General features: G+C 34.3%; 25 protein-coding genes. 4 read left to right on the plus strand and 21 right to left on the minus strand.

Features of this window, described 5'->3' with window-relative positions; all coding sequences use genetic code 11:
- Position 1: 1 nt before the first annotated feature.
- From nuoK to aspS, 13 genes are all read right to left on the minus strand, one after another.
- Positions 2-322, minus strand: a complete 321-nt coding sequence (nuoK, locus tag B0A68_RS16055; RefSeq protein WP_026982591.1) for an NADH-quinone oxidoreductase subunit NuoK — start codon at positions 320-322, stop codon at positions 2-4.
- Positions 322-861: an NADH-quinone oxidoreductase subunit J family protein gene (locus B0A68_RS16060; protein ID WP_035686665.1), complete on the minus strand. Its 540-nt coding sequence runs from the start codon at positions 859-861 to the stop codon at positions 322-324. The genes nuoK and B0A68_RS16060 overlap by 1 nt, the downstream gene beginning before the upstream one ends.
- Entirely contained in the window at positions 862-1,407 is a 546-nt protein-coding gene (locus B0A68_RS16065) for a NuoI/complex I 23 kDa subunit family protein (RefSeq protein WP_035686662.1), read from the minus strand.
- Positions 1,408-1,572: 165 nt separating this feature from the next.
- A complete protein-coding gene (gene nuoH, locus B0A68_RS16070; protein WP_205623790.1) occupies positions 1,573-2,631 on the minus strand; it encodes an NADH-quinone oxidoreductase subunit NuoH in 1,059 nt (352 codons plus the stop codon).
- A complete protein-coding gene (locus B0A68_RS16075; protein ID WP_007809109.1) occupies positions 2,631-3,662 on the minus strand; it encodes a 2Fe-2S iron-sulfur cluster-binding protein in 1,032 nt (343 codons plus the stop codon). Before B0A68_RS16075 ends, nuoH begins: the two co-directional genes overlap by 1 nt.
- A gap of 84 nt (positions 3,663-3,746) precedes the next feature.
- Positions 3,747-5,114, minus strand: a complete 1,368-nt coding sequence (gene nuoF, locus B0A68_RS16080; protein ID WP_035686659.1) for an NADH-quinone oxidoreductase subunit NuoF — start codon at positions 5,112-5,114, stop codon at positions 3,747-3,749.
- 1 nt (position 5,115) lies between these two features.
- Positions 5,116-5,646 (minus strand): NADH-quinone oxidoreductase subunit NuoE family protein, encoded by a 531-nt coding sequence (locus B0A68_RS16085; RefSeq protein WP_035686656.1) that lies wholly within the window; start codon positions 5,644-5,646, stop codon positions 5,116-5,118.
- A 78-nt stretch (positions 5,647-5,724) separates the two neighbouring features.
- Complete coding sequence (locus B0A68_RS16090) at positions 5,725-6,963, minus strand: NADH-quinone oxidoreductase subunit D (RefSeq protein WP_035686653.1); 1,239 nt, start codon at positions 6,961-6,963, stop codon at positions 5,725-5,727.
- Positions 6,964-7,064: 101 nt separating this feature from the next.
- Positions 7,065-7,586 carry an NADH-quinone oxidoreductase subunit C gene (locus B0A68_RS16095; protein WP_035686650.1) on the minus strand — a complete coding sequence of 174 codons (522 nt, stop codon included), beginning with the start codon at positions 7,584-7,586 and terminating at the stop codon, positions 7,065-7,067.
- Position 7,587: 1 nt separating this feature from the next.
- Positions 7,588-8,136, minus strand: coding sequence for an NADH-quinone oxidoreductase subunit B (locus tag B0A68_RS16100; protein ID WP_035686647.1), 549 nt, complete (start codon positions 8,134-8,136; stop codon positions 7,588-7,590).
- 158 nt (positions 8,137-8,294) lie between these two features.
- A complete protein-coding gene (locus tag B0A68_RS16105) occupies positions 8,295-8,660 on the minus strand; it encodes an NADH-quinone oxidoreductase subunit A (protein ID WP_035688333.1) in 366 nt (121 codons plus the stop codon).
- Between the two features lie 241 nt (positions 8,661-8,901).
- Positions 8,902-9,096 (minus strand): cold-shock protein, encoded by a 195-nt coding sequence (locus B0A68_RS16110; RefSeq protein ID WP_007137066.1) that lies wholly within the window; start codon positions 9,094-9,096, stop codon positions 8,902-8,904.
- Positions 9,097-9,442: 346 nt separating this feature from the next.
- Positions 9,443-11,194: an aspartate--tRNA ligase gene (gene aspS / locus B0A68_RS16115; protein WP_035686645.1), complete on the minus strand. Its 1,752-nt coding sequence runs from the start codon at positions 11,192-11,194 to the stop codon at positions 9,443-9,445.
- A 157-nt stretch (positions 11,195-11,351) separates the two neighbouring features.
- On the opposite strand from aspS, the gene B0A68_RS16120 reads away from it, so the two are divergent.
- Positions 11,352-12,347 carry a TlpA family protein disulfide reductase gene (locus tag B0A68_RS16120; RefSeq protein ID WP_035686642.1) on the plus strand — a complete coding sequence of 332 codons (996 nt, stop codon included), beginning with the start codon at positions 11,352-11,354 and terminating at the stop codon, positions 12,345-12,347.
- A 210-nt stretch (positions 12,348-12,557) separates the two neighbouring features.
- A complete protein-coding gene (locus tag B0A68_RS16125) occupies positions 12,558-12,905 on the plus strand; it encodes a toxin-antitoxin system YwqK family antitoxin (protein ID WP_035686640.1) in 348 nt (115 codons plus the stop codon).
- A 44-nt stretch (positions 12,906-12,949) separates the two neighbouring features.
- On the opposite strand, the gene B0A68_RS16130 is transcribed toward B0A68_RS16125, so the two are convergent.
- The 7 genes from B0A68_RS16130 to B0A68_RS16160 form a co-directional block, all read right to left on the minus strand.
- Positions 12,950-14,062 (minus strand): PepSY-associated TM helix domain-containing protein, encoded by a 1,113-nt coding sequence (locus B0A68_RS16130; RefSeq protein ID WP_035686638.1) that lies wholly within the window; start codon positions 14,060-14,062, stop codon positions 12,950-12,952.
- A 120-nt stretch (positions 14,063-14,182) separates the two neighbouring features.
- Positions 14,183-15,730 carry a PepSY-associated TM helix domain-containing protein gene (locus B0A68_RS16135; protein WP_035686636.1) on the minus strand — a complete coding sequence of 516 codons (1,548 nt, stop codon included), beginning with the start codon at positions 15,728-15,730 and terminating at the stop codon, positions 14,183-14,185.
- Positions 15,731-15,733: 3 nt separating this feature from the next.
- Positions 15,734-16,036 (minus strand): hypothetical protein, encoded by a 303-nt coding sequence (locus B0A68_RS16140; RefSeq protein WP_035686634.1) that lies wholly within the window; start codon positions 16,034-16,036, stop codon positions 15,734-15,736.
- 1 nt (position 16,037) lies between these two features.
- Complete coding sequence (locus tag B0A68_RS16145; RefSeq protein ID WP_035686632.1) at positions 16,038-16,370, minus strand: hypothetical protein; 333 nt, start codon at positions 16,368-16,370, stop codon at positions 16,038-16,040.
- Between the two features lie 61 nt (positions 16,371-16,431).
- The gene (locus B0A68_RS16150) at positions 16,432-18,900 is read right to left on the minus strand and encodes a TonB-dependent receptor (RefSeq protein ID WP_035686629.1); all 2,469 of its coding nucleotides are present in this window, start codon (positions 18,898-18,900) and stop codon (positions 16,432-16,434) included.
- Positions 18,901-19,118: 218 nt separating this feature from the next.
- Positions 19,119-20,357, minus strand: a complete 1,239-nt coding sequence (odhB, locus tag B0A68_RS16155) for a 2-oxoglutarate dehydrogenase complex dihydrolipoyllysine-residue succinyltransferase (protein WP_035686627.1) — start codon at positions 20,355-20,357, stop codon at positions 19,119-19,121.
- Between the two features lie 77 nt (positions 20,358-20,434).
- Positions 20,435-23,209 (minus strand): 2-oxoglutarate dehydrogenase E1 component, encoded by a 2,775-nt coding sequence (locus tag B0A68_RS16160; RefSeq protein ID WP_035686625.1) that lies wholly within the window; start codon positions 23,207-23,209, stop codon positions 20,435-20,437.
- 114 nt (positions 23,210-23,323) lie between these two features.
- Here B0A68_RS16160 and B0A68_RS16165 point away from each other — a divergent pair, with 114 nt between their 5' ends.
- Positions 23,324-23,875 carry a hypothetical protein gene (locus B0A68_RS16165; RefSeq protein WP_035686624.1) on the plus strand — a complete coding sequence of 184 codons (552 nt, stop codon included), beginning with the start codon at positions 23,324-23,326 and terminating at the stop codon, positions 23,873-23,875.
- 46 nt (positions 23,876-23,921) lie between these two features.
- The gene (locus tag B0A68_RS16170) at positions 23,922-24,320 is read left to right on the plus strand and encodes a hypothetical protein (protein WP_051892706.1); all 399 of its coding nucleotides are present in this window, start codon (positions 23,922-23,924) and stop codon (positions 24,318-24,320) included.
- Between the two features lie 13 nt (positions 24,321-24,333).
- Here the strand turns inward: B0A68_RS16170 and B0A68_RS16175 are convergent, their stop codons facing one another.
- On the minus strand, positions 24,334-24,687 hold the full coding sequence (locus B0A68_RS16175) for a hypothetical protein (protein WP_035686623.1): 354 nt from the start codon (positions 24,685-24,687) through the stop codon (positions 24,334-24,336).
- Positions 24,688-24,698 lie beyond the last annotated feature (11 nt).

Here is a 24,698-nt window from a genome sequence, read left to right on the forward strand (position 1 = left end):
TTTATCCTTTTAAATTTTTTAAATTATCGATACTAATTGAGCCTAAATTTCTAAAGATAGAAACCAAAATTGCCAATCCTACAGCAACTTCAGCTGCAGCAACTGCCATCGAAAAGAATACGAAAACTTGTCCCTGTGCATCTTGATGATAAGTCGAAAAAGCAACAAATAAAAGATTTACAGCATTCAGCATGATTTCGATAGACATAAAAACGATAATAGCATTTCGTCTGTACAATACACCAAAAACACCAATACAAAAAAGTACAACACTTAAAAAGATGTAATTTTCAATACCTATTTGATTTAATATATTACCCATTATTTATTTAATTTTTCTTTTTTAGACAATAATACAGTTCCAATCATTGCAACCAAAAGCAAGACTGATGCAAACTCAAACGGAACCATATATTCGTTTAATAATATCTTACCCAATACTTTAATCGATTGAAAATCTTCTCCAGTTGAGTCGTAATCACCCATAATTGGTTTTGAATTGATGAAAATTGCAATTAATACAATGCAGATCAAACAAAAAGAAACAATGGCACCCAAACGCGTAATTCTTGGTCTGTGAACATCACGCTGTTCATTCAGATTCATCAGCATGATTGTAAATAGGAACAGGATCATAATAGCTCCAGAATAGACTATAAGATGTACAATAGCCAAAAATTGAGCATTTAATAATAAATAATGACCAGCAATTGAAAAGAAACAAATAACTAAATAAATGGCGCTGTGAATTGGGTTTCTGCTAAAGATAGTTAGAAAAGCAGTTATAACGGTAATAAACGCTAAAAAGCAAAAAATAACTTGTATAGTAGTTGCGTGTGCAAAATCAGGAATATGTATCATTTAGTTAGCGTTTTTAAGTTCAGCATTTTTCAAAGCAATTTCTAAAGGCATCACTAATCTGTCTTTTCCAAAAATAAAATCTTCTCTTTCGTAGCTTGCAGGAACCAAGACTTTTGAAGTAGTCAGATAAATTGCATCTTTTGGGCAGGCTTCTTCACAAAGACCGCAAAAAATACAACGTAACATATTGATTTCATAAATAGAAGCATATTTTTCTTCTCTATACAAATGTTTTTCATCTGCTTTACGCTCAGCAGCTTTCATCGTAATAGCTTCTGCAGGACATGATAAAGCACATAATCCGCATGCAGTACAGTTCTCACGACCTTGCTCATCGCGTTTCAGCTGGTGCTGTCCACGATAAACAGGACTCATTTCACGAACCTGCTCAGGATAATGAATTGTCACTTTTTTTCTAAAAAGGTGTTTAAGTGTAATAAACAACCCTTTTACAATCGCAACAAGATACAAACGCTCCAAAAAAGTCATCTCTTTATTAGAGACCATTTTTTTTCTACCCGATAATGATATAGTTTCTATCGACATTTTTTAACTTATGATTTACGATTTTCAACTTGAGATTAAACAAATTCAAAATCTATTTATTTTTTATTTGAATCCCGACAGCTATCGGAATTGTATTCGCTTTATCTTTTATTTTAAAAAGAAAAAAATAAAAGGATGCAGCTTCTATCAGAGCTAAGGCTCGTTTTAGAATCCTAAGAAAGCAGCCAGATCGTGTCTTAAAATTACAATACCAGTTATAATAATATTAACAATAGAAAGCGGAATTAAGATTTTCCATCCTAAATGCATCAATTGATCATATCTAAATCTTGGAATCGTCCAACGTACCCACATATAGAAAAATATGAAGAAACATATTTTTGCAAACAATACTGCAATTCCTAAAACATTCGCCAAATTTACTCCTGCATTTTCTACCATCCAGCTCATTCCCGGATAATTATATCCTCCAAAAAACAATACAGAAATAATTGTAGCAGACGTAAACATACTTGCATACTCAGCAAATAAATAGAATCCCATTTTCATGGAAGAATATTCTGTATGGTAACCTCCAATTAATTCAGATTCACATTCTGCTAAATCAAACGGAGTTCTGTTAGTTTCTGCAAATGAGCAAATTAAGAATATTAGAAATGAAAGAGGCTGATAAAAAACATTCCAGTTCATTCCGGCTTGCTGCTCAGAAATCACCTTTAAACTCATTGTTCCGGTCATCATCAATAATGCAATCATTGATAATCCCATAGCAACTTCATAAGAAACCATTTGCGAAGCCGCACGAACAGCTCCCATTAGAGAGAATTTATTGTTAGACGCCCATCCACCAATCATGATGCCGTAAACTCCAACAGAAAGAACTCCAAAAATGTATAATAAAGCAATGTTAATATCAGTAGCTTGTAAATAAACGTCTCTCCCAAAAACATGAAGTTTGTCTCCCCACGGAATTACAGCACTAGTCATTAAGGCAGTACTCATTGAAATTGCGGGACCTACAACAAATAAAAACTTATTTGGTGTATTTGGAAAAAATTCTTCTTTCGAGAATAATTTCATACCATCAGCAAGCGGTTGTAATAAACCTCCCCATCCAGCGCGGTTTGGTCCAACACGATCCTGAAGAAAGGCAGCAACTTTACGCTCTGCCCAAGTAGAATACATTGCCATAATCATTGTAACGGCAAAAACCACCACAATTACAACACTTTTTTCTATAATAAACGCACCATCTACCATCATTAAGAAATTTTGTTGTTAGTGTTTAATGGTATTTCAGCCATACTAATTTTTTTACGATCCTCATCTCTGCCTAAAAGAATATTTTTCTCTGTAGCGATTTCTACTTTCTCTAATTTTTGAGTGTAGTTATTTTGATTGATAACAGAATCTTTTTCAAATTCTCTTGGTCCTTCTATAACCCAGTCATTTACATTTTTATGGTCAAAACGACAGCTGTTGCAAATGAATTCTTCCACTTCATGATACTCATCTTTACGACCAGTTACACGTTGAATTTCTCCACCAAACATCCAAACTGTTGTTTTACCGCAGCATCCTGGAGTTGTACATTCTCTGTGTGCGTTGTAAGGTTTGTTGAACCAAACTCTCGATTTAAAGCGGAAAGTTTTGTCTGTTAAAGCTCCAACTGGACAAACGTCAATCATGTTTCCAGAAAACTCATTGTCGATTGCTTTAGAAATTCCAGTAGAAATATTAGCGTGATCACCACGATCTAATACTCCGTGAACTCTGTTGTCTGTCAATTGATCTGCAACTTGTACACATCTTTGGCATAAAATACAACGGTTCATATGCAGTTGAATATTCGGGCCGATGTCTTCAGGTTCGAATGTTCGTTTTTCTTCAATAAAACGTGATTTTGGATTTCCGTGCTCAAAACTTAAGTTTTGAAGATCACATTCGCCAGCCTGATCACAAACTGGGCAGTCTAATGGGTGATTGATCAACAAAAATTCAGTTACAGATTTACGAGCTTCCGTTACTCTGTCAGAAGATTTGCTGTTTACTTCCATTCCGTCCATACATCCTGTTACACAAGATGCCATCAATTTTGGCATTGGTCTTGGGTCAGCTTCACTACCTTTAGAAACTTCAACTAAACAACAACGACATTTTCCGCCGCTGCCTTTTAATTTTGAGTAATAGCACATGGCTGGCGGCACCAAATCTCCACCAATCATTCGTGCAGCCTGCAGGATTGTTGTTCCTGGCTCTACGTCTATACTTTGACCGTCTATGGTTACTTTCATCTCTTACTTTTGTTTTTTTAGTTTCAGGTTTCAGGTTTCAGGTTTTCACTTGAAACTAAAAAAACTCGAAACTTTAAACTATTTTTAAACTGTTTGTCTGCCTACTAAATGTTTTACTTGCGAAAAAGGTTCAGCAACAAAGTGATCTCTATTTTTTATTTTTTCAGGGAAACGAACGTGATATTCAAATTCATCTCTAAAGTGACGAATCGCAGCTGCTACTGGCCAAGAAGCGGCGTCACCAAGCGGACAAATTGTGTTTCCTTCAATTTTACTTTGAATGCTCCACAATAATTCAATATCTTCTTCACGGCCTTGACCGTTTTCGATTCTCCATAAGATTTTTTCCAGCCATCCTGTTCCTTCACGGCAAGGAGTACATTGTCCGCAAGATTCGTGGTGGTAAAAACGAGCAAAATTCCAAGTGTTTCTTACTACACAAGCGGTGTCATTGTAAACGATAAATCCTCCTGAACCTAACATCGATCCGGTAGCAAAACCACCATCACTTAAAGATTCATACGTCATTAATCTGTCTTCACCGTTTGCAGTTTTGAAAATTAATTCAGCTGGCAAAATTGGCACAGAAGAACCTCCGGGAACAAATGCTTTCAAAGGTCGGCTTGAAGACATTCCTCCTAAATATTCATCAGAATTCATGAATTCGTCAACGCTTAAACCTAATTCAATTTCGTAAACTCCAGGATTTTTAATGTGTCCAGAAGCAGAAATTAGTTTAGTTCCAGTTGAACGTCCAATTCCGATTTTTGCATAATCGTCACCAGAATTGTTGATAATCCATGGCACAGTTGCAATTGTCTCAACATTGTTTACCACGGTTGGGTTTGCCCAAAGTCCAGATACTGCTGGGAAAGGTGGTTTAATACGCGGATTTCCTCTTTTACCTTCCAAAGATTCAATAAGTGCAGTTTCTTCTCCACAGATGTAAGCCCCGGCTCCACAGTGAACATGCAGTTCAAGATCAAAACCTGAACCTAATATATTTTTTCCTAACCAGCCTGCAGCTTTTGCTTCGGCGATTGCTCTTTCTAAAATTTTGTAAACCCACATATATTCTCCACGAATGTAGATGTATGAAAGGTTAGCGCCTAAAGCGAAACTAGAAGTGATCATTCCCTCGATCAATAAGTGAGGAATAAATTCCATCAAATAACGATCTTTGAAGGTTCCCGGCTCCGATTCGTCGGCATTGCAAACTAAGTGTCTTGGTTTTCCTGATTTTTTATCAATAAAGCTCCATTTCATTCCGGCAGGGAAACCAGCGCCTCCACGACCACGAAGACCCGATTTTTTTACTTCTTCAGTAACTTCATCCGGTGTAAGTGTTTTTAAAGCTTTTTCTACAGAAGTATAACCACCATTTTGGCGATATACTTCGTAGGTTTTAATTCCAGGAATATTGATTTTATCTAATAATATTTTTTGTGACATCTTATTTATCGTGTAATATTATTTTATCATCTCTACAATCAGCGATTAACTGATCGATTTTATCTTCTGTCAATTTTTCTTTGTAGAAATCGCCTAATTGTAACATTGGAGCATATCCGCAGGCACCTAAGCATTCTACACCAGCAATGGTGAACATTCCGTCTGGAGTTGTTTCGCCCATTTTAATGCCTAATTTTTCAGAAGTATAATCCATTAAATTTTCGGCACCGTTTAAACAACAACAAGAAGTCTGGCAAAACTCAAACATGTATTTTCCAATTGGTTTTTGGTTAAACATGGTATAAAAAGTAACCACTTCATAAACCTCGATTGGTTTTATCTGAAGAATTTCGGCAACTTTGTCCTGCAGTTCAGTGCTCAACCAGTTGTTATGTGCATCCTGCACTTCGTGCAAAACAGGCAGTAACGCCGATTTTTGTTTGCCTTCCGGATAATGACTGATCAATTCATTGATACGGGCGATCAATGCTTCGGTCATATTTATTTCTTGTTTGTAATGTTTTCTTTCCATTTTATTCTTGTTTTGCCACAAAGGCGCAAAGGCACAAATTTTTTAATCTAAATTCTATACTCTAAAATCTAAAATTTTTTACGCGTCTAATTCTCCTGCAATTACATTTAAACTTGATAGAATAACAATTGCATCTGATAATAAAGCACCTTTAATCATTTCAGGATATGCTTGGTAATAAATAAAACAAGGTCTTCTGAAATGTAATCTGTAAGGAGTTCTGCTTCCGTCTGTTACCAAATAAAAACCTAACTCTCCATTTCCACCTTCAACCGGATGGTAAATTTCTGCAACTGGTACAGGAACTTCTCCCATTACAATTTTAAAGTGATAAATTAGAGATTCCATCGAAGTATAAACGTCTTCTTTTGGAGGAAGGTAATAATCTGGAACTTCTGCGTGATATTCGTTTCCGGCTGGCATTTTATCTAGCGCTTGACGAATAATGCTTAAACTTTCCCAAACTTCAGCATTACGAACACAGAAACGATCGTAAGTGTCACCTGATTTTCCAACAGGAACAATAAAATCGAAATCTTCGTAAGAAGAATAAGGATGAGCTACACGTACATCGTAATCAACTCCGGCAGCACGTAAGTTTGGACCTGTAAATCCGTAAGCCATTGCCTGCTCTGCAGTAATTGCACCTACGTTAACAGTTCTGTCAAGGAAAATTCTGTTTCTTTCGAATAGGTTTTCGAATTCTTTCCAGGCAACTGGAAATTCTTCAAGGAATTTATCTAGTTTTTCAAAAGCGGCTGGAGACCAATCTCTTTCAAAACCACCAATTCTTCCCATATTGGTTGTTAAACGAGCTCCACAAATTTCTTCGTAGATTTCGTAGATTTTTTCTCTAAATTGAAATACGTATAAGAAACCAGTATACGCACCAGTATCAACACCTAGAATCGAGTTACAAATCAAGTGATCTGTAATACGAGCCAGCTCCATAATGATAACTCTTAAATATTGTGCTCTTTTAGGAACTTCAATATTTAGTAATTTCTCTAAAGTCATCCACCAACCCATATTATTTATAGGAGAGGAGCAATAGTTCATACGGTCTGTAAGAGGTGTAATTTGATAGAAAGGACGATTTTCTGCAATTTTTTCAAATGCTCTGTGGATGTAACCAATAGTTGGTTCAGCCTCAAGAATTCTTTCACCATCCATCAATAAGATATTTTGGAAAATACCGTGAGTAGCGGGGTGAGTAGGACCTAAATTTAGTACTGAAAGCTCGCTTCCGTCTTCGTTTAGTTTTTCCTTAATTATTTTAGCATATCGATGCTCTGGTGGTAATAATAGTTCTGACATTTGTAATTAAAAATTGATAATTGATAATTGATAATTTTCAATTAACCATTAATACTTTTGTTCCTTTTATATAGTGCTAATTTTCAATTGTAAATTGTTAATTATGCATTTATCGTTGTTCTTCCAAAGAATCTGTCGTCTTTATCAGTTCTTCCGCTGTCTTCCATTGGAAATTCTTTTCGCATGGGAAAAGAGATCATTTCATCCATGTTCAAAATACGTTTCAATTGCGGATGCCCAATAAAGTTTACTCCGAAGAAATCGTATGTTTCTCTTTCCATCCAATTTGAACTTAAGAAAATATTTGATATTGTTTTAATCTCTGGTTTTTCGCCGTTAAGAAAAACTTTAATTCTAATACGTTTGTTCTCGTACCAGTTGTGTAAGTGATATACTATGGCAAACTGACGATCTACTTCGTTATCCGGGTAATGAATACCACATAAGTCGGTTAAAAAATGAAAGCGTAAATCTGAATCATTTTTAAGGAAGAGAATCAACGCCGTAATTTTGTCAGCTGAAGTTTCTAAAGAAAAAATATCTCTTTCTTCTTGAAAGTTAAAAACACTTGTGTCAAATGTTTCTGTAAGTTTATCTTGGATCTGGGTGTTTTCTAAAGCCATTTTATGAAATGTTATAGGAAGCTAATAATTCTTGGTATTCTGGAGAACTTCTGCGTCTAACAGATTCGCTTCTTACCAAATCTTGTAATCTCATAACGCCGTCAACAATTTGTTCTGGTCTTGGTGGGCATCCAGGTACGTAAACGTCAACAGGAATTACTTTGTCTATTCCCTGTAAAACAGAATAAGTATCAAAGATTCCACCAGATGAAGCACAAGCTCCAACTGCAATTACCCAGCGCGGTTCAGACATTTGTTCGTAAACTTGTCTTAAAATAGGGGCCATTTTTTTAGAAATAGTTCCCATTACTAATAACATATCTGCCTGGCGAGGAGAGAAACTCACACGTTCAGAACCAAATCGTGCCAAATCGTAATGTGAAGCCATCGTAGCCATAAATTCGATACCACAGCATGAAGTCGCGAAAGGAAGAGGCCATAGCGAATTGGCTCTTGCCAAACCTACAACATCATTTAGTTTTGTAGCGAAGAAACCTTCTCCTACAACTCCTTCCGGCGGTGCAACCATATTTACTTTTGAATCGCTCATTTTTATTTTAGATTTTAGATTTCTGATTTTAGATTTTTACAAATCGTGAAACCGAAATCAATATTTAAAAACAATATTATATTTTGAGAAATTTATCTTTCAAATCTAAAATTCTAAATCAAGCAATCTAAATTCTAAATCAGAAATCTAAAATTTCTTTATTCCCACTCTAAAGCTTTCTTTTTGATAATGTAGAAAAAGCCAACTAAAAGTAAAGACATGAAAACAATCATTTTCAACATGCCTTCAATTCCTAATTCTTTAAAGTTTACTGCCCAAGGATAAAGGAAAATTACCTCTACGTCGAACAAAACAAATAAAATAGCTACTAAGAAATATTTTACCGAAAAAGGAATACGTGCATTACCAACAGATTCGATACCACATTCGAAGTTTTTGTCTTTTACTTCAGAATTTCTTTTTGGCCCTAATTTACCAGAAACAATGATTGTCCCTACGACAAAACCAACAGCTAAAATAAGCTGCATTAAAATAGGAAAATAGCTATATTGATCAGATTGCATAAAATTCGCGTTTTTACTTAAAAAATAAGCCACAAAGATAACTTCCAACTCTGTAAATCACAAGCTAAAAAAGGATTTAAGTAGTGTTGAAAAGAGTGTTTATGTCTAATTTTTATTCATTATAAATAACTTTTGGGTATTTTAATATATTTTTAAGATTTGAGCAAAAAAAAACGTCTCGAATTTAATCGAAACGTTTTAAACCATTCAGAGGCAAAAAAAATAAATTGCTATATTTTTCTTAGATTACTGCTACTTTAGCAGCAACTTTCCCTTTTCTTCCTTCTTCTTCTTCATAGCTTACACGGTCACCTTCGCGTAATTCTTCCGCGTTAATTCCTGAAGCGTGAACGAAGATATCCTTTCCTGTTTCTTCGTCTGTAATGAATCCATAACCTTTAGATTCATTGAAAAATTTTACTGTACCTGTACGCATTGTAATTGTAATAATAATTTATAATGAAACAAATGTAATATATAAATTCATACAAAAGACAAGAAGGTGTTAATTTTTTGTAAAAATTATTGATTTACAGTGTTTTTACTGTATAAACTGCGTCTCTGTTTATACGACATACATTAAAAACCCAATCATTATCAATAGTTCAAAAAGTAAGAACTTTTTTACTTTGGAGGTTTTTTTGTTTTGTCGTTTTTTTTTACTTTTTGACGATCAAATTTTAAAAAAGAAGTTGTTTTTCAAAGTTTTGTTTTTTAAATAATGATAAAAAAAAACTGCAGTTAGAAAACTGCAGTTTAGATTATTTTATAATGAGACAATATTATGCCAAATTAACTTTTATATGTAATTCTTTCAATTGAGCATCATCAATTGCAGCAGGTGCATCGATCATGACATCACGTCCTGAATTATTTTTAGGGAAAGCAATAAAATCTCTAATCGTTTCCTGACCGCCTAATATAGCTACTAATCTATCTAATCCAAAAGCTAAACCACCATGAGGAGGTGCTCCAAATTGAAAAGCGTCCATTAAGAATCCAAATTGTGCTTTTGCTTCTTCTTCTGTAAAGCCTAAATATTTAAACATCAATTGTTGTGTAGCTTTATCGTGAATACGAATAGATCCGCCTCCAATTTCGTTTCCGTTTAAAACCATATCGTAAGCATTTGCTCGAACTTTTCCCGGTTCTGTTTCTAACAAAGCCATATCTTCTGGTTTTGGAGAGGTAAATGGGTGGTGCATTGCATGGTAACGGCCACTTTCTTCGTCTAGTTCTAATAATGGAAAGTCTACAACCCATAATGGAGCAAATTCTTCGGGTTTACGTAAACCTAAACGTGTTGCTAATTCCATTCGAAGTGCAGAAAGCTGTGCGCGCGTTTTGTTTGCTGGTCCTGAGAGTACAAAAATCATATCACCAGGTTTTGCTCCTGTGATCTTTGCCCATTGTCCTAAATCTTCCTGATCGTAAAATTTATCTACAGACGATTTAAAAGTTCCATCGTCATTGCATTTTGAATATACCATTCCAGACGCTCCAACCTGCGGACGTTTTACCCAGTCAATCAATCCGTCAATTTCTTTACGGGTATAATTTCCTGCTCCGGGAACTGCTATACCAACAACTAATTCTGCAGCATTAAATACTGGAAAATCTTTATGTTGTGCAAATTCGTTTAACTCGCCAAATTCCATTCCGAAACGAATGTCCGGTTTGTCGTTTCCATATGTTTTCATGGCATAGTCGTAGGTAATTCTTGGGAATTTATCTACTTCAATACCTTTAATTTCTTTTAGTAAATGTCTTGTAAGACCTTCAAAAACATTCAAAATGTCTTCTTGTTCTACAAAAGCCATTTCGCAGTCAATCTGAGTAAACTCTGGCTGACGGTCTGCACGCAAATCTTCGTCACGGAAACATTTTACAATTTGGAAATATTTATCCATACCACCCACCATCAATAATTGCTTGAAAGTCTGCGGAGATTGTGGCAATGCATAAAATTGTCCTTCGTTCATACGGCTTGGTACAACGAAATCTCTCGCTCCTTCTGGAGTCGATTTGATTAAGTAAGGAGTTTCAACTTCGCAGAAATCTAAATCAGATAGATATTTACGAACTTCCATTGCTACTTTATGACGCAACAATAAACTATTTTTCACCGGATTTCTACGAATATCCAGGTAACGGTATTTCATTCTGATATCTTCTCCGCCATCTGTTTCGTCTTCAATAGTAAACGGAGGCGTTAAAGCAGCATTTAAAATAGTTAATTCAGAAACTAAAATTTCGATTTCGCCAGTCGGAATATTTTTGTTTTTGGCTTCACGCTCAATAACAGTTCCTTTTACCTGAATTACAAATTCTCTACCAAGTGTTTTTGCCAGTTCAAAAACAGTTTTATCGGTACGACTTTCGTCGAAAATAAGCTGCGTGATTCCGTAACGGTCGCGTAAATCAACCCAATTCATGAATCCTTTATCGCGAGATTTTTGAACCCAGCCTGCAAGTGTAACTTCGGTATTAATATTTGAAGCGTTTAATTCGCCGCAATTATGACTTCTATACATGATCTAAATTTTAGACTGCAAAAGTAAAGACAAAAATTCAAATTAGTATGGTAAACTGATCACTTGGTACGTAATAATTTGAAATATTTTGTTAATTCTAAATTTTGAAGCTGTAATTTATTTAGTTTTGAATCATTAAAAATAAATTTTAAAACCTATGAACAAACTTTTTATTGCTGGACTGGCGATTTTTAGCACTTTAAATTTAGCTGCACAAAGTAAGAATCAAATTAAGTTTACGGCTAAAATTGCGAATAGAAACAGCGATACATTAGTCATAAGAGGCAAGGATAACTTTAAACAAGTAATTCCGATCAATAAAAAAGAGCTTTTTACGGCTTCTTTTGATGCGCCAAAAGGATTTTATGTGTTTTCAGATGGTAAAGAATCATCAAATTTATATTTAAAGCCAAATTCTGAAGTTAATTTGACTCTGGATGCTAAAGAGTTTGATGAAACTATAGTATTTAAAGGTAAAGGAGTTAACGAAAGTAACTTTTTGGCACAGCAAGCATTAAAAGATGAGAATTTTCAAAAAGATGCTTTCGCGAAAGAACAGGCCGAGTTTTCTGCATTGCTTGATGCTAAATTAAAGACAGATACAGAAAGTGTTGAAAAAGGCGACTTTGATCCAGAATTTAAAACGGCTTTAAAAAACAGCTTTATAAGTTTTAATCAATATGCAGGACAACAATACGAAATAACAGCAAAAGCGAATAAACTTGCAGGAAAACCTTCTCCAGGTTTTGATTACGAAAACCATAAAGGAGGCAAAACAAAACTTTCTGATCTAAAAGGTAAATATGTTTACATTGATCTTTGGGCGACTTGGTGTGCGCCTTGTAGAGCTGAGATTCCTTATCTGCAAAAGATTGAAGAAAAATATCATGGAAAGAATATTGAGTTTGTAAGCATTTCTATTGATAAATTAAAAGATAATGAAAAATGGAAAAAATTTGTAACCGATAAAAATCTTGGAGGCACACAATTGTTTGCAGATAAAGATTGGGAATCTGAATTTGTTACCAATTATGGTGTAACTGGTATTCCTAGATTTATTTTGATAGATCCGCAGGGAAATGTTGTTAATTCAGATGCCTTCAGACCATCTGATCCAGCTCTTGATAGTCAGCTAAATACATTATTAAAGTAATTTATTACGAAATATACAACGTTATCGTAAAGTGGCTTTTTTAATAAAAACCCAATAAAACCAAGGCATGAGCTTTGGTTTTTTTATTTCTGCACTTTTTCCAATGTTAAGTTTTTACTCAATGTTACCAAATTGTTAAGCAAAAGTTTTTTTAATGTAAACAATTAACTATATTTGGTAAAGATTTGATAACATTAATACCTAAAAGATATGAAAAAGTGTGTAATTTTAGTTGCAATATTGTTCTCTGGAATTTTAGTTGCACAAGAAGGTAAGCCAGAATTAGAAGCTGTTGGAAACAAAGTAAAAGCTACTTATTATTATGAGAATGGTAAAGTACAGCAGGAAGGCTTTTTTAAAGATGGTAAATTAGACGGAGTTTGGGTATCGTATGATGAAAATGGGAATAAATTGGCCGTAGGAGAATACACAGACGGGTTGAAAACAGGAAAATGGATTTTCTTTAATGAAAAAAATCTTTCTGAAGTTGCTTTTGAAAACAGCAGAATAAGCTCAGTTAAAAATTTACAAAAAAATGCTGTAGCAAATAGAAATTAATAAGATTTCAAGATAATTTAGAACCGCCTGATTGGGCGGTTTTTTTATGCTTTAGATTTTTTGCTTTTGTGATTTCTTCCATACCAAATTATAAATCCGGTAACGGGAAGCGTTGAGGCAAATAAACTCACTATAAAAGCAATAATTTTTCCGGGTAAATCTAGAATTTGTCCAGTATGAATGCCGTAATTCATTTCTACAACCTGAAGACCTAAACTTTTTGAATCATACGAATCGGTCTGAATTAATTCTCCATTATTCGGATGAAAATAATAATTGCTCTGGTGATCATAACGCAAAGTATGAGGATAGGCTCCAGTATTGATAATGTCGCCTTTCTTTTGTGGCAGCATTACATAAAACATTTCGGCTTTTGGATTTTTTTTCATGGTTTGATAAAAAGCCTTATCTATCGCGGCAGCAGTATTATACTCAAATTTTGTTTTATCGATTATTGGTTTTTTGGTTTCAAGAACTTTGTCTCCACCAAAATTGAAGGTTTTATAAATTCCGTCTCCAACCCAATCGTAAGTAAAGGTTAGACCTGTTACGGCGAGAATCAAGGCGATAAGTGCAATGTAAAATCCAGAAGTATTGTGCCAGTCATAATTAACCCGGCGCCATTTTGCATTCCATTTAATGGTAAAACTTCTTTTGATATCGCTTTTTCGTTTTGGCCACCATTGTATAATTCCTGAAATTAATAAAAGGATAAAAATTATAGTTGCACCGCCAATAATATGTTTTCCGATATAATCTGGAAGGAGCAGGTATAGGTGTATGTATTCAACAATGATAAAAAAGTCAGTTTCTGGATTTTCGATTTTTAAATGTTCTCCAGTGTAGGGATTAAAATAGAGGTATAAACTTCCTAAATCAGAATAGGTATAAACTATCGCAGCTCTATTTTTTCCATAAAAAGAAACCATCGATTGTTTGTAATTCGGAAGAATTTCTTTTGCTTTTTCCTGTAAGACCGACGGCAGTATGAATGGTTTATTTTGAGGTTCGACCAAACGCCATTCTTTGCGGGTTACATCTTTTATCTCGTCATGAAAACAAAATATACAGCCGGTAATACTTATTATAAAAACAATAAGCCCGGAAATTAATCCGAGCCATTTATGTAGAAAGCGTATTTGTTTTTTGAATCCCATTTGACAAATTGTGAAAGATTTGATTTCTTTCTTTAGAATCAGCTCAAAAGCAAAAGTAATTCTAAATGCACAATCCGCAAATTATATCAATTTATTTTGGTCTTTTTTCGCGAAAGCGGTTTATTCCACTTTGACCTTTTTTAATTTGAAGGAAACATATAATGTAATAGAAGCTAAAACAATCCAGAAAATATCAATGAAGAAAATCTGAAATTGATTTTGAGCAAAAGTTTTCCAGAACCAGTTGCCACTGCAGATACCATTTGCAATTGGAATTAAAAATCCTAAAATGCTTCCAGAAATTAAACACCACTTATTAGTAAAGTTGATGTCTCTCTTTAAAAGGAAAAATATAATCAATACTGCCCACGTAATAAAATAAACATTGTAAATATTGGTTTGACTCAATGGGTGAAACACCTTGCAGGCAATAAAAGCAATAGCAGTTACAGGATACATACTGAGGCAGAGCGCTAAATATATCCTAACAACAGAATTGTTGAATCGACGTTTTTTCTCCGGAAGATTTTTTTTGTCTCTGGCAACCAACCAAATCATAACTCCGGAAATAATCACAAAACAAGTAATTATTCCTAATACAAAACTGATAATTTTTAAAGCATATCCTCCGTAATCACCAAAGTGTATTCGGTACAAAACGTTTTTAACAGCATCTAAATAGGTATTTTGAGTTATTGGATCTTTTTTGGCAATTATTTTGCCGTCTGCAATCTTATAAATTATTTTACCAACAGCAGTAAATCTTTTTTCGGCAGGTATTTCTCCTTGAACTAAAACATGCATGTTGGCATCGCCATAATTCTTAATTTCTACACTTGTGATTTGAAAATCTTTCCACGTGTTTTTTGTTTTTTCAACAAGTTTATTAATGCTAAAAGGATTAGCTAATTTTTTATTTTCAAATTTAAAATCAGGATTGTAATATTCTAAATCATCGTATAATTTTTTATCATCTCCCTTATACAAAGCCATTACGCTTGGTGCAACAATGAGAATTTTGATCATAAAAAAGGCTCCGGTTACAGCGTAAACAAACTGAAAAGGAAGACCAATCATTCCCAATGAAGTATGAGCATCTGTCCATAAGGTTTTTAGTTTTTCCTTTGGACGAAACATGTAGAAATTTGATACAATTTTGTTCCAATGCAAAAGAACACCAGTTACAATTGCAAACAGAAAAAATAAAGCCACAAAACCTGAAAGATAATAGCCGATAGGATAAGGAACCTGAGCCAAAAAGTGGAGTCTGTATAAAAATTCACCTAGAGAATAAGATTCTTCATAAGTATGAGTTTTGAAGTTTTCTGTATCCAGATAAAAAAATGATCCTTCTTTTTGTTTGGCTGGAGCCAAAGTATCTTTGGTTCCTTCCATGTAAACATTTACACGTCTTTCTTTACTTCCATTAGAAATTGAAATATTTCTTCCGGCCAGAGTGTATTTTTTATCTAATAAATCTAATGTGGAGTCGTAGTTGATTTGTTTTTCTTTTGTTATTGAAACAGATTCGCCACGCTCCCAATTGATTATTTCATCTCTAAAAAAAGAAAATGATCCTGCAAAGAAAATAACAAATAATACAACGCTTATCACAATACCACTAACGGTATGTGTATGAAAATAAATATTATAGTTTCTGTTATTCATGAATTATTTGGTAATAGGGTTATTAGTTTGTCCGAGATAAATAATACCGCAAAAAAATAAAGTGAGCAGTAAATAGATGCCCCATATTTTCCAGCCGCTTTTTGCTAAGAAAGCCACAACCATTAAGGCAACCCATAGAATAAAACCTGTAAAAGCCATTGTGATCAGAACATTTACGCGATTGAACCAAGAAGCCAAAGCTAAATGAAAAGTTACAGAAACAAAATAACCGCCAAGTATGGCCGCTGTTATTTTGAGAAAACGCTGTCCTTTAGACTGCGTCAGGTATTTAGGATTTGCAGGCATATTAATAGTAATAAATTTCGAATAGTCCGGCTAGTACAAAAAGTACTGCAACTGCTTTGCTGTTTAGAACTTTCAGCGGTTTTAATATTACAATTAAACTGGAAATTGTCATTAGCTGAATAAAAAACAATAAGGTTCCGCAACATAAAGACATACTCAAAAACCATAAAGAATAAGCAAAGAGAAGTAAAATCAAGCCTGTGATTTTAGTCTGTTTGGGATTGCTGCTCATCCATTTTTCAAAACTGTAATTATAAGAAAGTACTGCTCTTTTAGAAGTGTAATAAAACATATAAAAAGAGATAAAAACGAAAAGACTGGCTATTGTTATCATGATTTTATAATTTTAAAAAGCATCTTTCTAATTTAGAAAGATGCTTTTGTGTTATTTTATCTTAGAATTTGTAGGTGAAACTTGCAGCAACTGCTCTTGGATCTTTAGGATGTATTGTTGACCAACCATCATAAATTTCTTTGTTTGCAATGTTGTTTAATTTAACTGTGATAGTAAATTTTTCGGCACTGTAAAATAAAGATGAATTTAGGACTGTGTACTCAGGAATAGTAAATGTTCCAGAAACTTTTCTATTCATAATCATATTGTCACCAACATAATTTCCTCCAAAACCTAAACCAAAACCTCTTAAGAATCCGTTAGTAAATTTGTAACTAGCCCAAAGGTTAGCCAGATTTCTAGGACCTGCATTTTCAGATCTGCGACCTACAAAGTCAGGATCTCCTTTTAGTAAAACAGCATCATTATAACTGTATCCAAGGATAATATTCAAACCGTTAATTGGGTTTGCAATAAATTCAGCCTCAAAACCTTTGTTTTTCTGGCCTCCATCCTGGAATGTAGTTTGATTGTTTGGTTGCGGCGTAGTTGGATCTGCCGGATCTATATACGGAGTTTCTACTACATAAACCTGATCTGTAACTTCTATATTGTAATAGCTGAAAGTAGCGTAAAGTTTATCTTTGAAAAGATTTAATTTTGTTCCAACTTCAAACTGATCTGCATGTTCTGGATTAAATATTAACGGCGTTGTAATAGTAGCCTGACGGTTTTGACCCGGAGCAACATTCACAAATCCGTTCATGTAATTTGCAAAAATAGAAACCTTGTCTAAAACTGGCTGGTAAACTAATCCAAATTTTGGAGAGAAACCAGTTTGGTTGTATCCGTCATTTTTAGCATTCATAAAACGATCGGCACGTAAACTTAACATAGCAGATAATGCAGGTGTAAAGTTTATTACATTTGAAACATAAGCACTGTAAGTTTCTTGTTTAGTACTATTGTCATTTCTTGGGCTGTTTCCTATAATAGCATCAGATCCGGCTTGTGTCAAATTTCCGGTATCACCGTTAGAATTTTGTCCAACAAAGTTGTTAAAAGATTGTAAATCATCTCCGATATAAACATATCCATTTCCAAAATATCCAGTACTACGATCGCTTGAAGTTCTTTTGAAGTAATCAAAACCTACAACGATTCTATTTCTAATGCTTCCGATTTTAAAATCACCATTAAAATTTTGCTGTACATCTGTTGTTATACTTTGATTGTCCTGATCTGTAAAATAACGAGCTAAAACAATTCCGTTTGTAATTGGCGTAAATTGTGTTCCTTCATACAAATAAGTATAATTTCCTTTTGATCTTGCTGAGCTGTTAGAAAACACAGTTTGAGAACTCCATTGATCAGAAAATTTATAGTTCATCTGAGCTTGGATGTTGAAAGAAGGAGTTTTCATTGTAAGTTCATTACTAGTGTAAGAACGTTCGTTGTCGTATTTTAATTCATTAATATTATGAACTCTTAATGGAGCGCCTCTGTCTAAAAACAACATCGTTGGGTTTGTAGATTCGTTGCTCATAAACTCAGTATTAACCAAGAATGATAGTTTATCATTTACTTCATATGATAATGAAGGTGCTACAAAGAAAGATTCTCTAAAACCCGCATCCTGAAAACTATTTTGTTTATTGTAAGCTGAATTTATTCTGAAGTTTAAAGTTTTTTTCTCATTAAGAGGTGTGTTCAAATCTACAGTTGCACGATTTAAACCGTAGCTTCCTACTGTGTAGTTTATTTCTCCTCCAAATGTTTTGTATGGTCTTTTTGTAGTAGTGTTGATAAGTCCTCCATAAGAAATTAAGCTGCTTCCAAACAAAGTTCCAGAAGGTCCTCTGATAATTTCAACTCTATCAATATTTGCTGGATCTAAACTTCCGTTAGTTAAACCCGGTAAACCATTTACCATTGTAGGCTGTACTGGGAATCCTCTTAAAGAATAGTAAGCGGCTCCATCTCCTGCACGTCCTGTTGCAGCCCAAAGCGGTGTAATACCAGATGCATTTTTTAAGGCATCGTCAAAATTGGTAACTACTTGTTCTTTTAGCAATTCTCCTGTAATAGTAGTATAAGATTGCGGGTTTTCTAAGTTTTTAAGAGGTAATCTCGAAACCTGCTGGTTGTTTTTACGTGCAAAATGATTTTTTTTGTTACCATTTACAACTACTTCGCTTAAGTCTTCTGAGTTTGAAGTAATAGTGAAGTTTTGAGTTAAATTATCACCTTCTTTGATTACAACTGTTTTTTCTTGTGTAATGTATCCTACTGATGAAACTTTTAAAGTATAAGTTCCAGGTTTAATATTTTTTAAAGTATAATTACCAGATTCATCTGTAGTCGTTCCTGATTTTGTGCCTTTTAAAACAACAGAAATATTCTCTTGAGATTCGTCATTATTTAAAGTAATTTGACCTTTTATAGTTGCTTTTTCCTGTGACCACACTGTTGTGCCTGCTAGCAGAATAAAACAGAAATTCAAAAACAATATTGTAAATTTAGATTTCATTTTTTATTTAGAATTGATTTTAATAGCGCAAATTTAACGGTATAGGATTAACTACACAAGCTATTCTTATTTATTCTAAATAAAATATTTTTTAAAGGGTAAAAATTACATTTTTTTAAAAAATTAACAATTATTCATTGATTTAATTCTGTTTTATATTAAAAAAAGCCTGTTCAAATGAATGAACAGGCTTTTTAATCTAAGTTAATCGAATGATATTACAATTCTAAAGCACGTTTAGCATCGCCATTCATCAATAATTCTAATGGGTTTTCCAAAGCTTCTTTAACAGCAACCAAGAAACCAACAGACTCACGTCCGTCAATAATTCTGTGGTCATAAGAAAGTGCCACATACATCATTGGGTGAATCTCCACTTTTCCGTTTACAGCAATCGGACGCTCAATAATATTGTGCATTCCTAAAATTCCTGATTGAGGAGGGTTGATAATTGGAGTACTCAACATACTTCCAAAAACACCACCGTTTGTAATTGTAAAAGTTCCTCCAGTCATATCATCAACTGTAATTTGACCGTCACGAGCTCTTAAAGCTAATCTTTTGATTTCAGCTTCAATGCCTCGGAAAGTTAGTAATTCAGCATTACGAACAACAGGAACCATTAGTCCTTTTGGTCCAGAAACTGCGATCGAGATATCAGCAAAATCGTAAGCGATTTTGTAATCACCATCCATCATTGAGTTTACATCCGGATATAATTCTAAAGCTCTTGTAACGGCTTTTGTAAAGAATGACATAAAACCTAAACCAAGACCACCATGTTTTGCTTTGAAAGCATCTTTGTATTCGTTACGAATTTGGTTGATCGGAGTCATGTTTACTTCGTTGAAAGTAGTAAGCATGGCAGTTTCGTTTTTAGCCGAAACTAATCTTTCTGCTACTTTACGACGTAACATTGATAATTTTGTGCGCTCAGATCCACGGCTTCCACCAGTTGGAGTTCCCATAGAAGGGACTGCATTTACAGCATCATCTTTAGTAATTCTGCCGCCTTTACCAGTTCCTGAAACTGTTGCCGGAGCTATATTTTTTTCGTCTAATATTTTTCTTGCTGCAGGAGATGGAGTTCCAGCTGCATAACTTGTTGCTGCAGGAGCTGCTTTTGGTGCTTCAGCTTTTACTTCTGCCTTTGGAGCTTCTGCTTTTGGTGCCTCAGCTTTTGGAGCTTCTGCTGCCGGAGCGTCACCTGCAGGTTTTGCTGCATCAGTATCAATTAAACAAACTACAGCACCTACGGCAACTGTATCACCTTCTTCAGCTTTTAGTGTAATTACACCGCTCATTTCAGCAGGTAATTCAAGAGTAGCTTTATCTGAATCAACTTCAGCAATAGCCTGATCTTTTTCTACATAATCTCCGTCTTTTACTAACCAAGTTGCAATTTCAACTTCTTTTATTGATTCCCCTGGTGATGGGACTTTCATTTCTAAAATCATCTTTGTTTTTGTTTAAGGTTTTTATGGTTTAAAGTTTCACGCTGCTAAACCTGAAACTTTAAACTTGAAACATTTTTTTATCTAAATAAATCTTTATCGAATACCATTCTAATTGCATCTGCATGACGACGTTTTGCACGTGTATAACTTCCAGATGCTGGTGCAGCGTATGCTTTTAATGACGCCAATCTCCATTTTACAAGATCAAAGTTCATTAACATAAAACTGTAAGCTCCCATGTTTTTAGGTTCTTCCTGAGCCCAAACATAATCATCTGCATTTGGATATTGTGCAATAATTGTTTTTAACTGCTCCACTGGTAACGGGAATAATTGCTCGATACGAACCACTGCAACGTCGTTTCTTCCGTTATTTTCTCTTTCGGCAACAATATCGTAGTAGAATTTACCAGTAACAAAAACTAAAGTTTTTACTGCTTTTTTATCTACTGTATTATCGTCAATTGTTTCCTGGAAACTTCCGTTTGCCAATTCATCAACTGTTGATACACATCTTGGATCACGTAATAAACTTTTTGGAGAGAAAACTACCAAAGGTTTACGGAAATTGGTTTTCATTTGTCTTCTCAACAAGTGAAAGAAGTTAGCAGGCGTTGTACAATCTGCTACATACATATTTTGTCTTGCGCAAAGTTGTAAATAACGCTCCATTCTTGCAGAAGAGTGTTCTGCACCTTGACCTTCGTATCCGTGAGGCAATAATAAAACAATACCATTTTGGTTGTTCCATTTATCTTCACCACAAGAGATATATTGGTCAATCATGATTTGAGCACCGTTAGAGAAATCTCCAAATTGTGCTTCCCAAATTGTTAATGCATTTGGATTAGCCAATGCATATCCGTAATCAAAACCAAGAACACCATATTCTGATAAAAGCGAGTTGAATACGCCAAATTTTCCTTTTTTGTTTTCAATAGCATCCAAAAGAATTACTTCTTCTTCAGAATCTTCCACTTTAACTACCGCGTGACGGTGAGAGAAAGTTCCACGCTCTACGTCCTGACCAGAAATACGAATATCAAATCCTTCAGTCAAAAGCGAACCGTAAGCCAATGCTTCTGCAGTTCCCCAGTCCAGAGTATTATTGTCATATCCTGACTTTCTATCTGTAACGATTTTAGTTATCTTATTGATGAACTTTTTGTCTTCTGGTAATGTTGAGATTGTGTTTATGATAGAATCCAATCCTTTTTTGTCAAAAGTAGTATCTACTTTTTGAAGCATTTGAGTATCTGTTACCTGAACAAATCCGTCCCATTCGTTTTTCATGAATGGAGTTATGATGGTCAAATCTTTTTTACGAGAAGCTTCTAAATTCTCCTCAAGATTCAATTTGTATTCTTTTTCTAAAGCATTTACATAAGAAGCATCAATTACGCCGTCAGACAATAATTTCTCAGCATAAATATCTCTTGGATTTTTATGTTTTGCGATGATTTTATATAAAACCGGCTGTGTAAAACGAGGTTCGTCACCTTCGTTATGGCCGTATTTTCTATATCCTAATAAATCGATAAATACGTCACGTCCAAATTCCATTCTGTAGTCTAATGCAAATGATACTGCGTGTACAACAGCTTCAGCATCGTCAGCATTTACGTGTAATACTGGAGATAAAGTTACTTTGGCAACGTCTGTACAATAAGTAGAAGAACGAGCGTCTAAATAGTTTGTTGTAAAACCAACTTGGTTATTGATTACAATATGGATTGTTCCTCCAGTTTTGTAACCGTCAAGCTGTGCCATTTGAATGATTTCATACAAGATTCCCTGACCTGCAATTGCAGCATCTCCGTGAACGGCGATCGGTAATACTTTAGAGAAATCGTCAGCATAATATTTGTCTTGTTTAGCTCTTGTAATTCCTTCAATTACAGCTCCAACCGTTTCTAAGTGAGAAGGGTTTGGTGCCAAATTGATGTTGATGCTTTTTCCAGATCTGGTTTTTTTGTCGGCAGTAAGGCCTAAATGGTATTTTACGTCACCATCAAAATATTCCTGATCGTAATCTTTACCGTCAAACTCGCCAAAAATATCCTGAGTAGATTTATTAAAGATGTTTGCCAAAACGTTCAAACGACCACGGTGAGCCATTCCCATTACGAATTGTTCAACACCTTTTTCTGCTGCCTGCTCGATTAAAGCGTCTAAAGCCGGGATGATAGATTCTCCACCTTCTAACGAGAATCTTTTTTGACCTACATATTTAGTATGCAGAAAGTTCTCAAAAGAAACAGCTTCATTTAATTTATTTAAGATCGTTTTCTTTTCTTCTGTAGAGAAATTAGGCTGGTTAACATTAACAGCCAGTTTTTCCTGAATCCATTTTACAACACCAGGATTTCTGATGTACATATATTCGATACCAATATGCTGACAGTAAATAGCTTTAAGACGATTTACTATGGCTTCTAGAGAAGAAGGTGTCATTCCTATTGTCTGCGCCGCATCAAAAACAGTTGAAAGGTCAGCTGCTGATAATCCGAAGTTCTCGATATCTAAAGTTGGAGATGAAATTCTGCGGTCACGAACTGGGTTTGTTTTGGTAAACAAATGCCCGCGCGTACGGTATCCATCAATTAATTTTAGAACGTTGAATTCTTTTTGTAATTTGTCTGAAACCTGAGAGTAATCTGTGCTTGGGCTAGTCACGTACTCAACGATTTGCTGCACTGGATTTTCGTCGTTATAAACCGTTTGTCCAAAGTCGAAACCTTGAAAAAAACTTCTCCAGCTAGGTTCAACACTGTCTGGATTTACTAAATATTGATCGTATAATTGTGCAAAAAACTCTGTATGCGCTGCATTTAAAAATGAAAACCTATCCATAATATTTGAATATACTTTTTGTTAAATAGAATGGCAAAAGTACAACAATCGACTTTATTTAAACCTTTTTTTTACGTACTTTTACGTAAAAATTTGTTAAAATAAACGTTAACTATGAGTAAAATTCAATTTTCAATCGATTGCAAATGCTATTTTGTGATTTTTGCAGTCTTATTCTCCAGTTATACATTTGCACAGCAAACGTATGTTATTGATAACAAAAATAATTTTTGGGATAAAGTACAGTTTGGAGGCGGCTTAGGTTTAGGTATTGGTTCCGGCTATACCGATATTTCTGTTATGCCGAGCGCTATATATAATGTCAATCAAATTGTTGGAATTGGAGTTGGATTACAATTTGGTTATCTGGCTTCAAAAAATTACTACGATTCCTTTGTTTACGGCGGAAGTTTAATTACACTCGTAAATCCAATTCCAGAAATTCAGTTATCTGCAGAATTAGAACAAGTTCGCGTGAACACAAATTATGATTCTAATAATGTAAGACCGGCTTATTCTGATGATTTTTGGAATACCGCACTTTATCTTGGGGCGGGCTATAGAACCGGAAGTGTCACCATTGGAGCGCGTTATGATGTTTTATTCAATGATGAAAGAAGTCTTTACGGATCGGCATTTATGCCTTTTGTGAGGGTTTATTTTTAAGTTGCTGAGTTTTAAAATACGGATAATAAAGAAATATATTTAACACATGATAGAACCAGAATTTAGATGTGGGACTAACGATGCGATGATTGCAGTAGCAAAAAAGTTAGATATATTGTATGATAATTCTATGCAGGATTGGTCTTATATAATTGCCAATTCAAATGAAATTGAAAAATATTTTACTTTATATAAAAATATTTTAGATGAAGATGAAAAGTTTGTCTTAATGGAAATTATGATTCAGGCTATAGAAGATCAAGATAAAGAAGAATTATTTGTAAAATATTTGAATGAAGTGAAACACTTATTACAAGAGGATTTTCATATTCATGAATCTACAATCTTTTATTGGTCCTGTTTTGATAATGAAAATATTGAAGACTGCTGGAAAATTAGTCCTTTTATGAGAGTATTAAGTAAAAGCAGAAACTTAGCGACTTAATAACTTATCAGCTTTATTTATAAAAATTCCGAAACCAAACCTTCTGCCATTCTCTTTTTAAAATCAAAAAAGAAACCTGTTCGGCCAGAATTACCAAATCAGAACCATCAAGTTTTTTTATTTCGATTTCAGAAACATCAATAATATAAAGCAGATTCAGGTATTCAGCAAATTTGTACTGAATCATCCTGTAGATTTTTTCGTGAAGCTGAATTTTTAATTCGTCAGGCTCAATGCTTAACGGAAAATCGATTCCTTCATTGGCCAAATTAAAATCTTTATTAATTTGTTCAATAAGATTCAAATATAAAGTCTCCGCTTGTGCCTCGGCTAATAATGATTCTGTATTTATCGGTGCTACAAACATGTATTTTAGAT

The sequence above is a fragment of the Flavobacterium reichenbachii genome (assembly GCF_002217435.1).
In the GTDB taxonomy this organism is placed as follows: domain Bacteria; phylum Bacteroidota; class Bacteroidia; order Flavobacteriales; family Flavobacteriaceae; genus Flavobacterium; species Flavobacterium reichenbachii.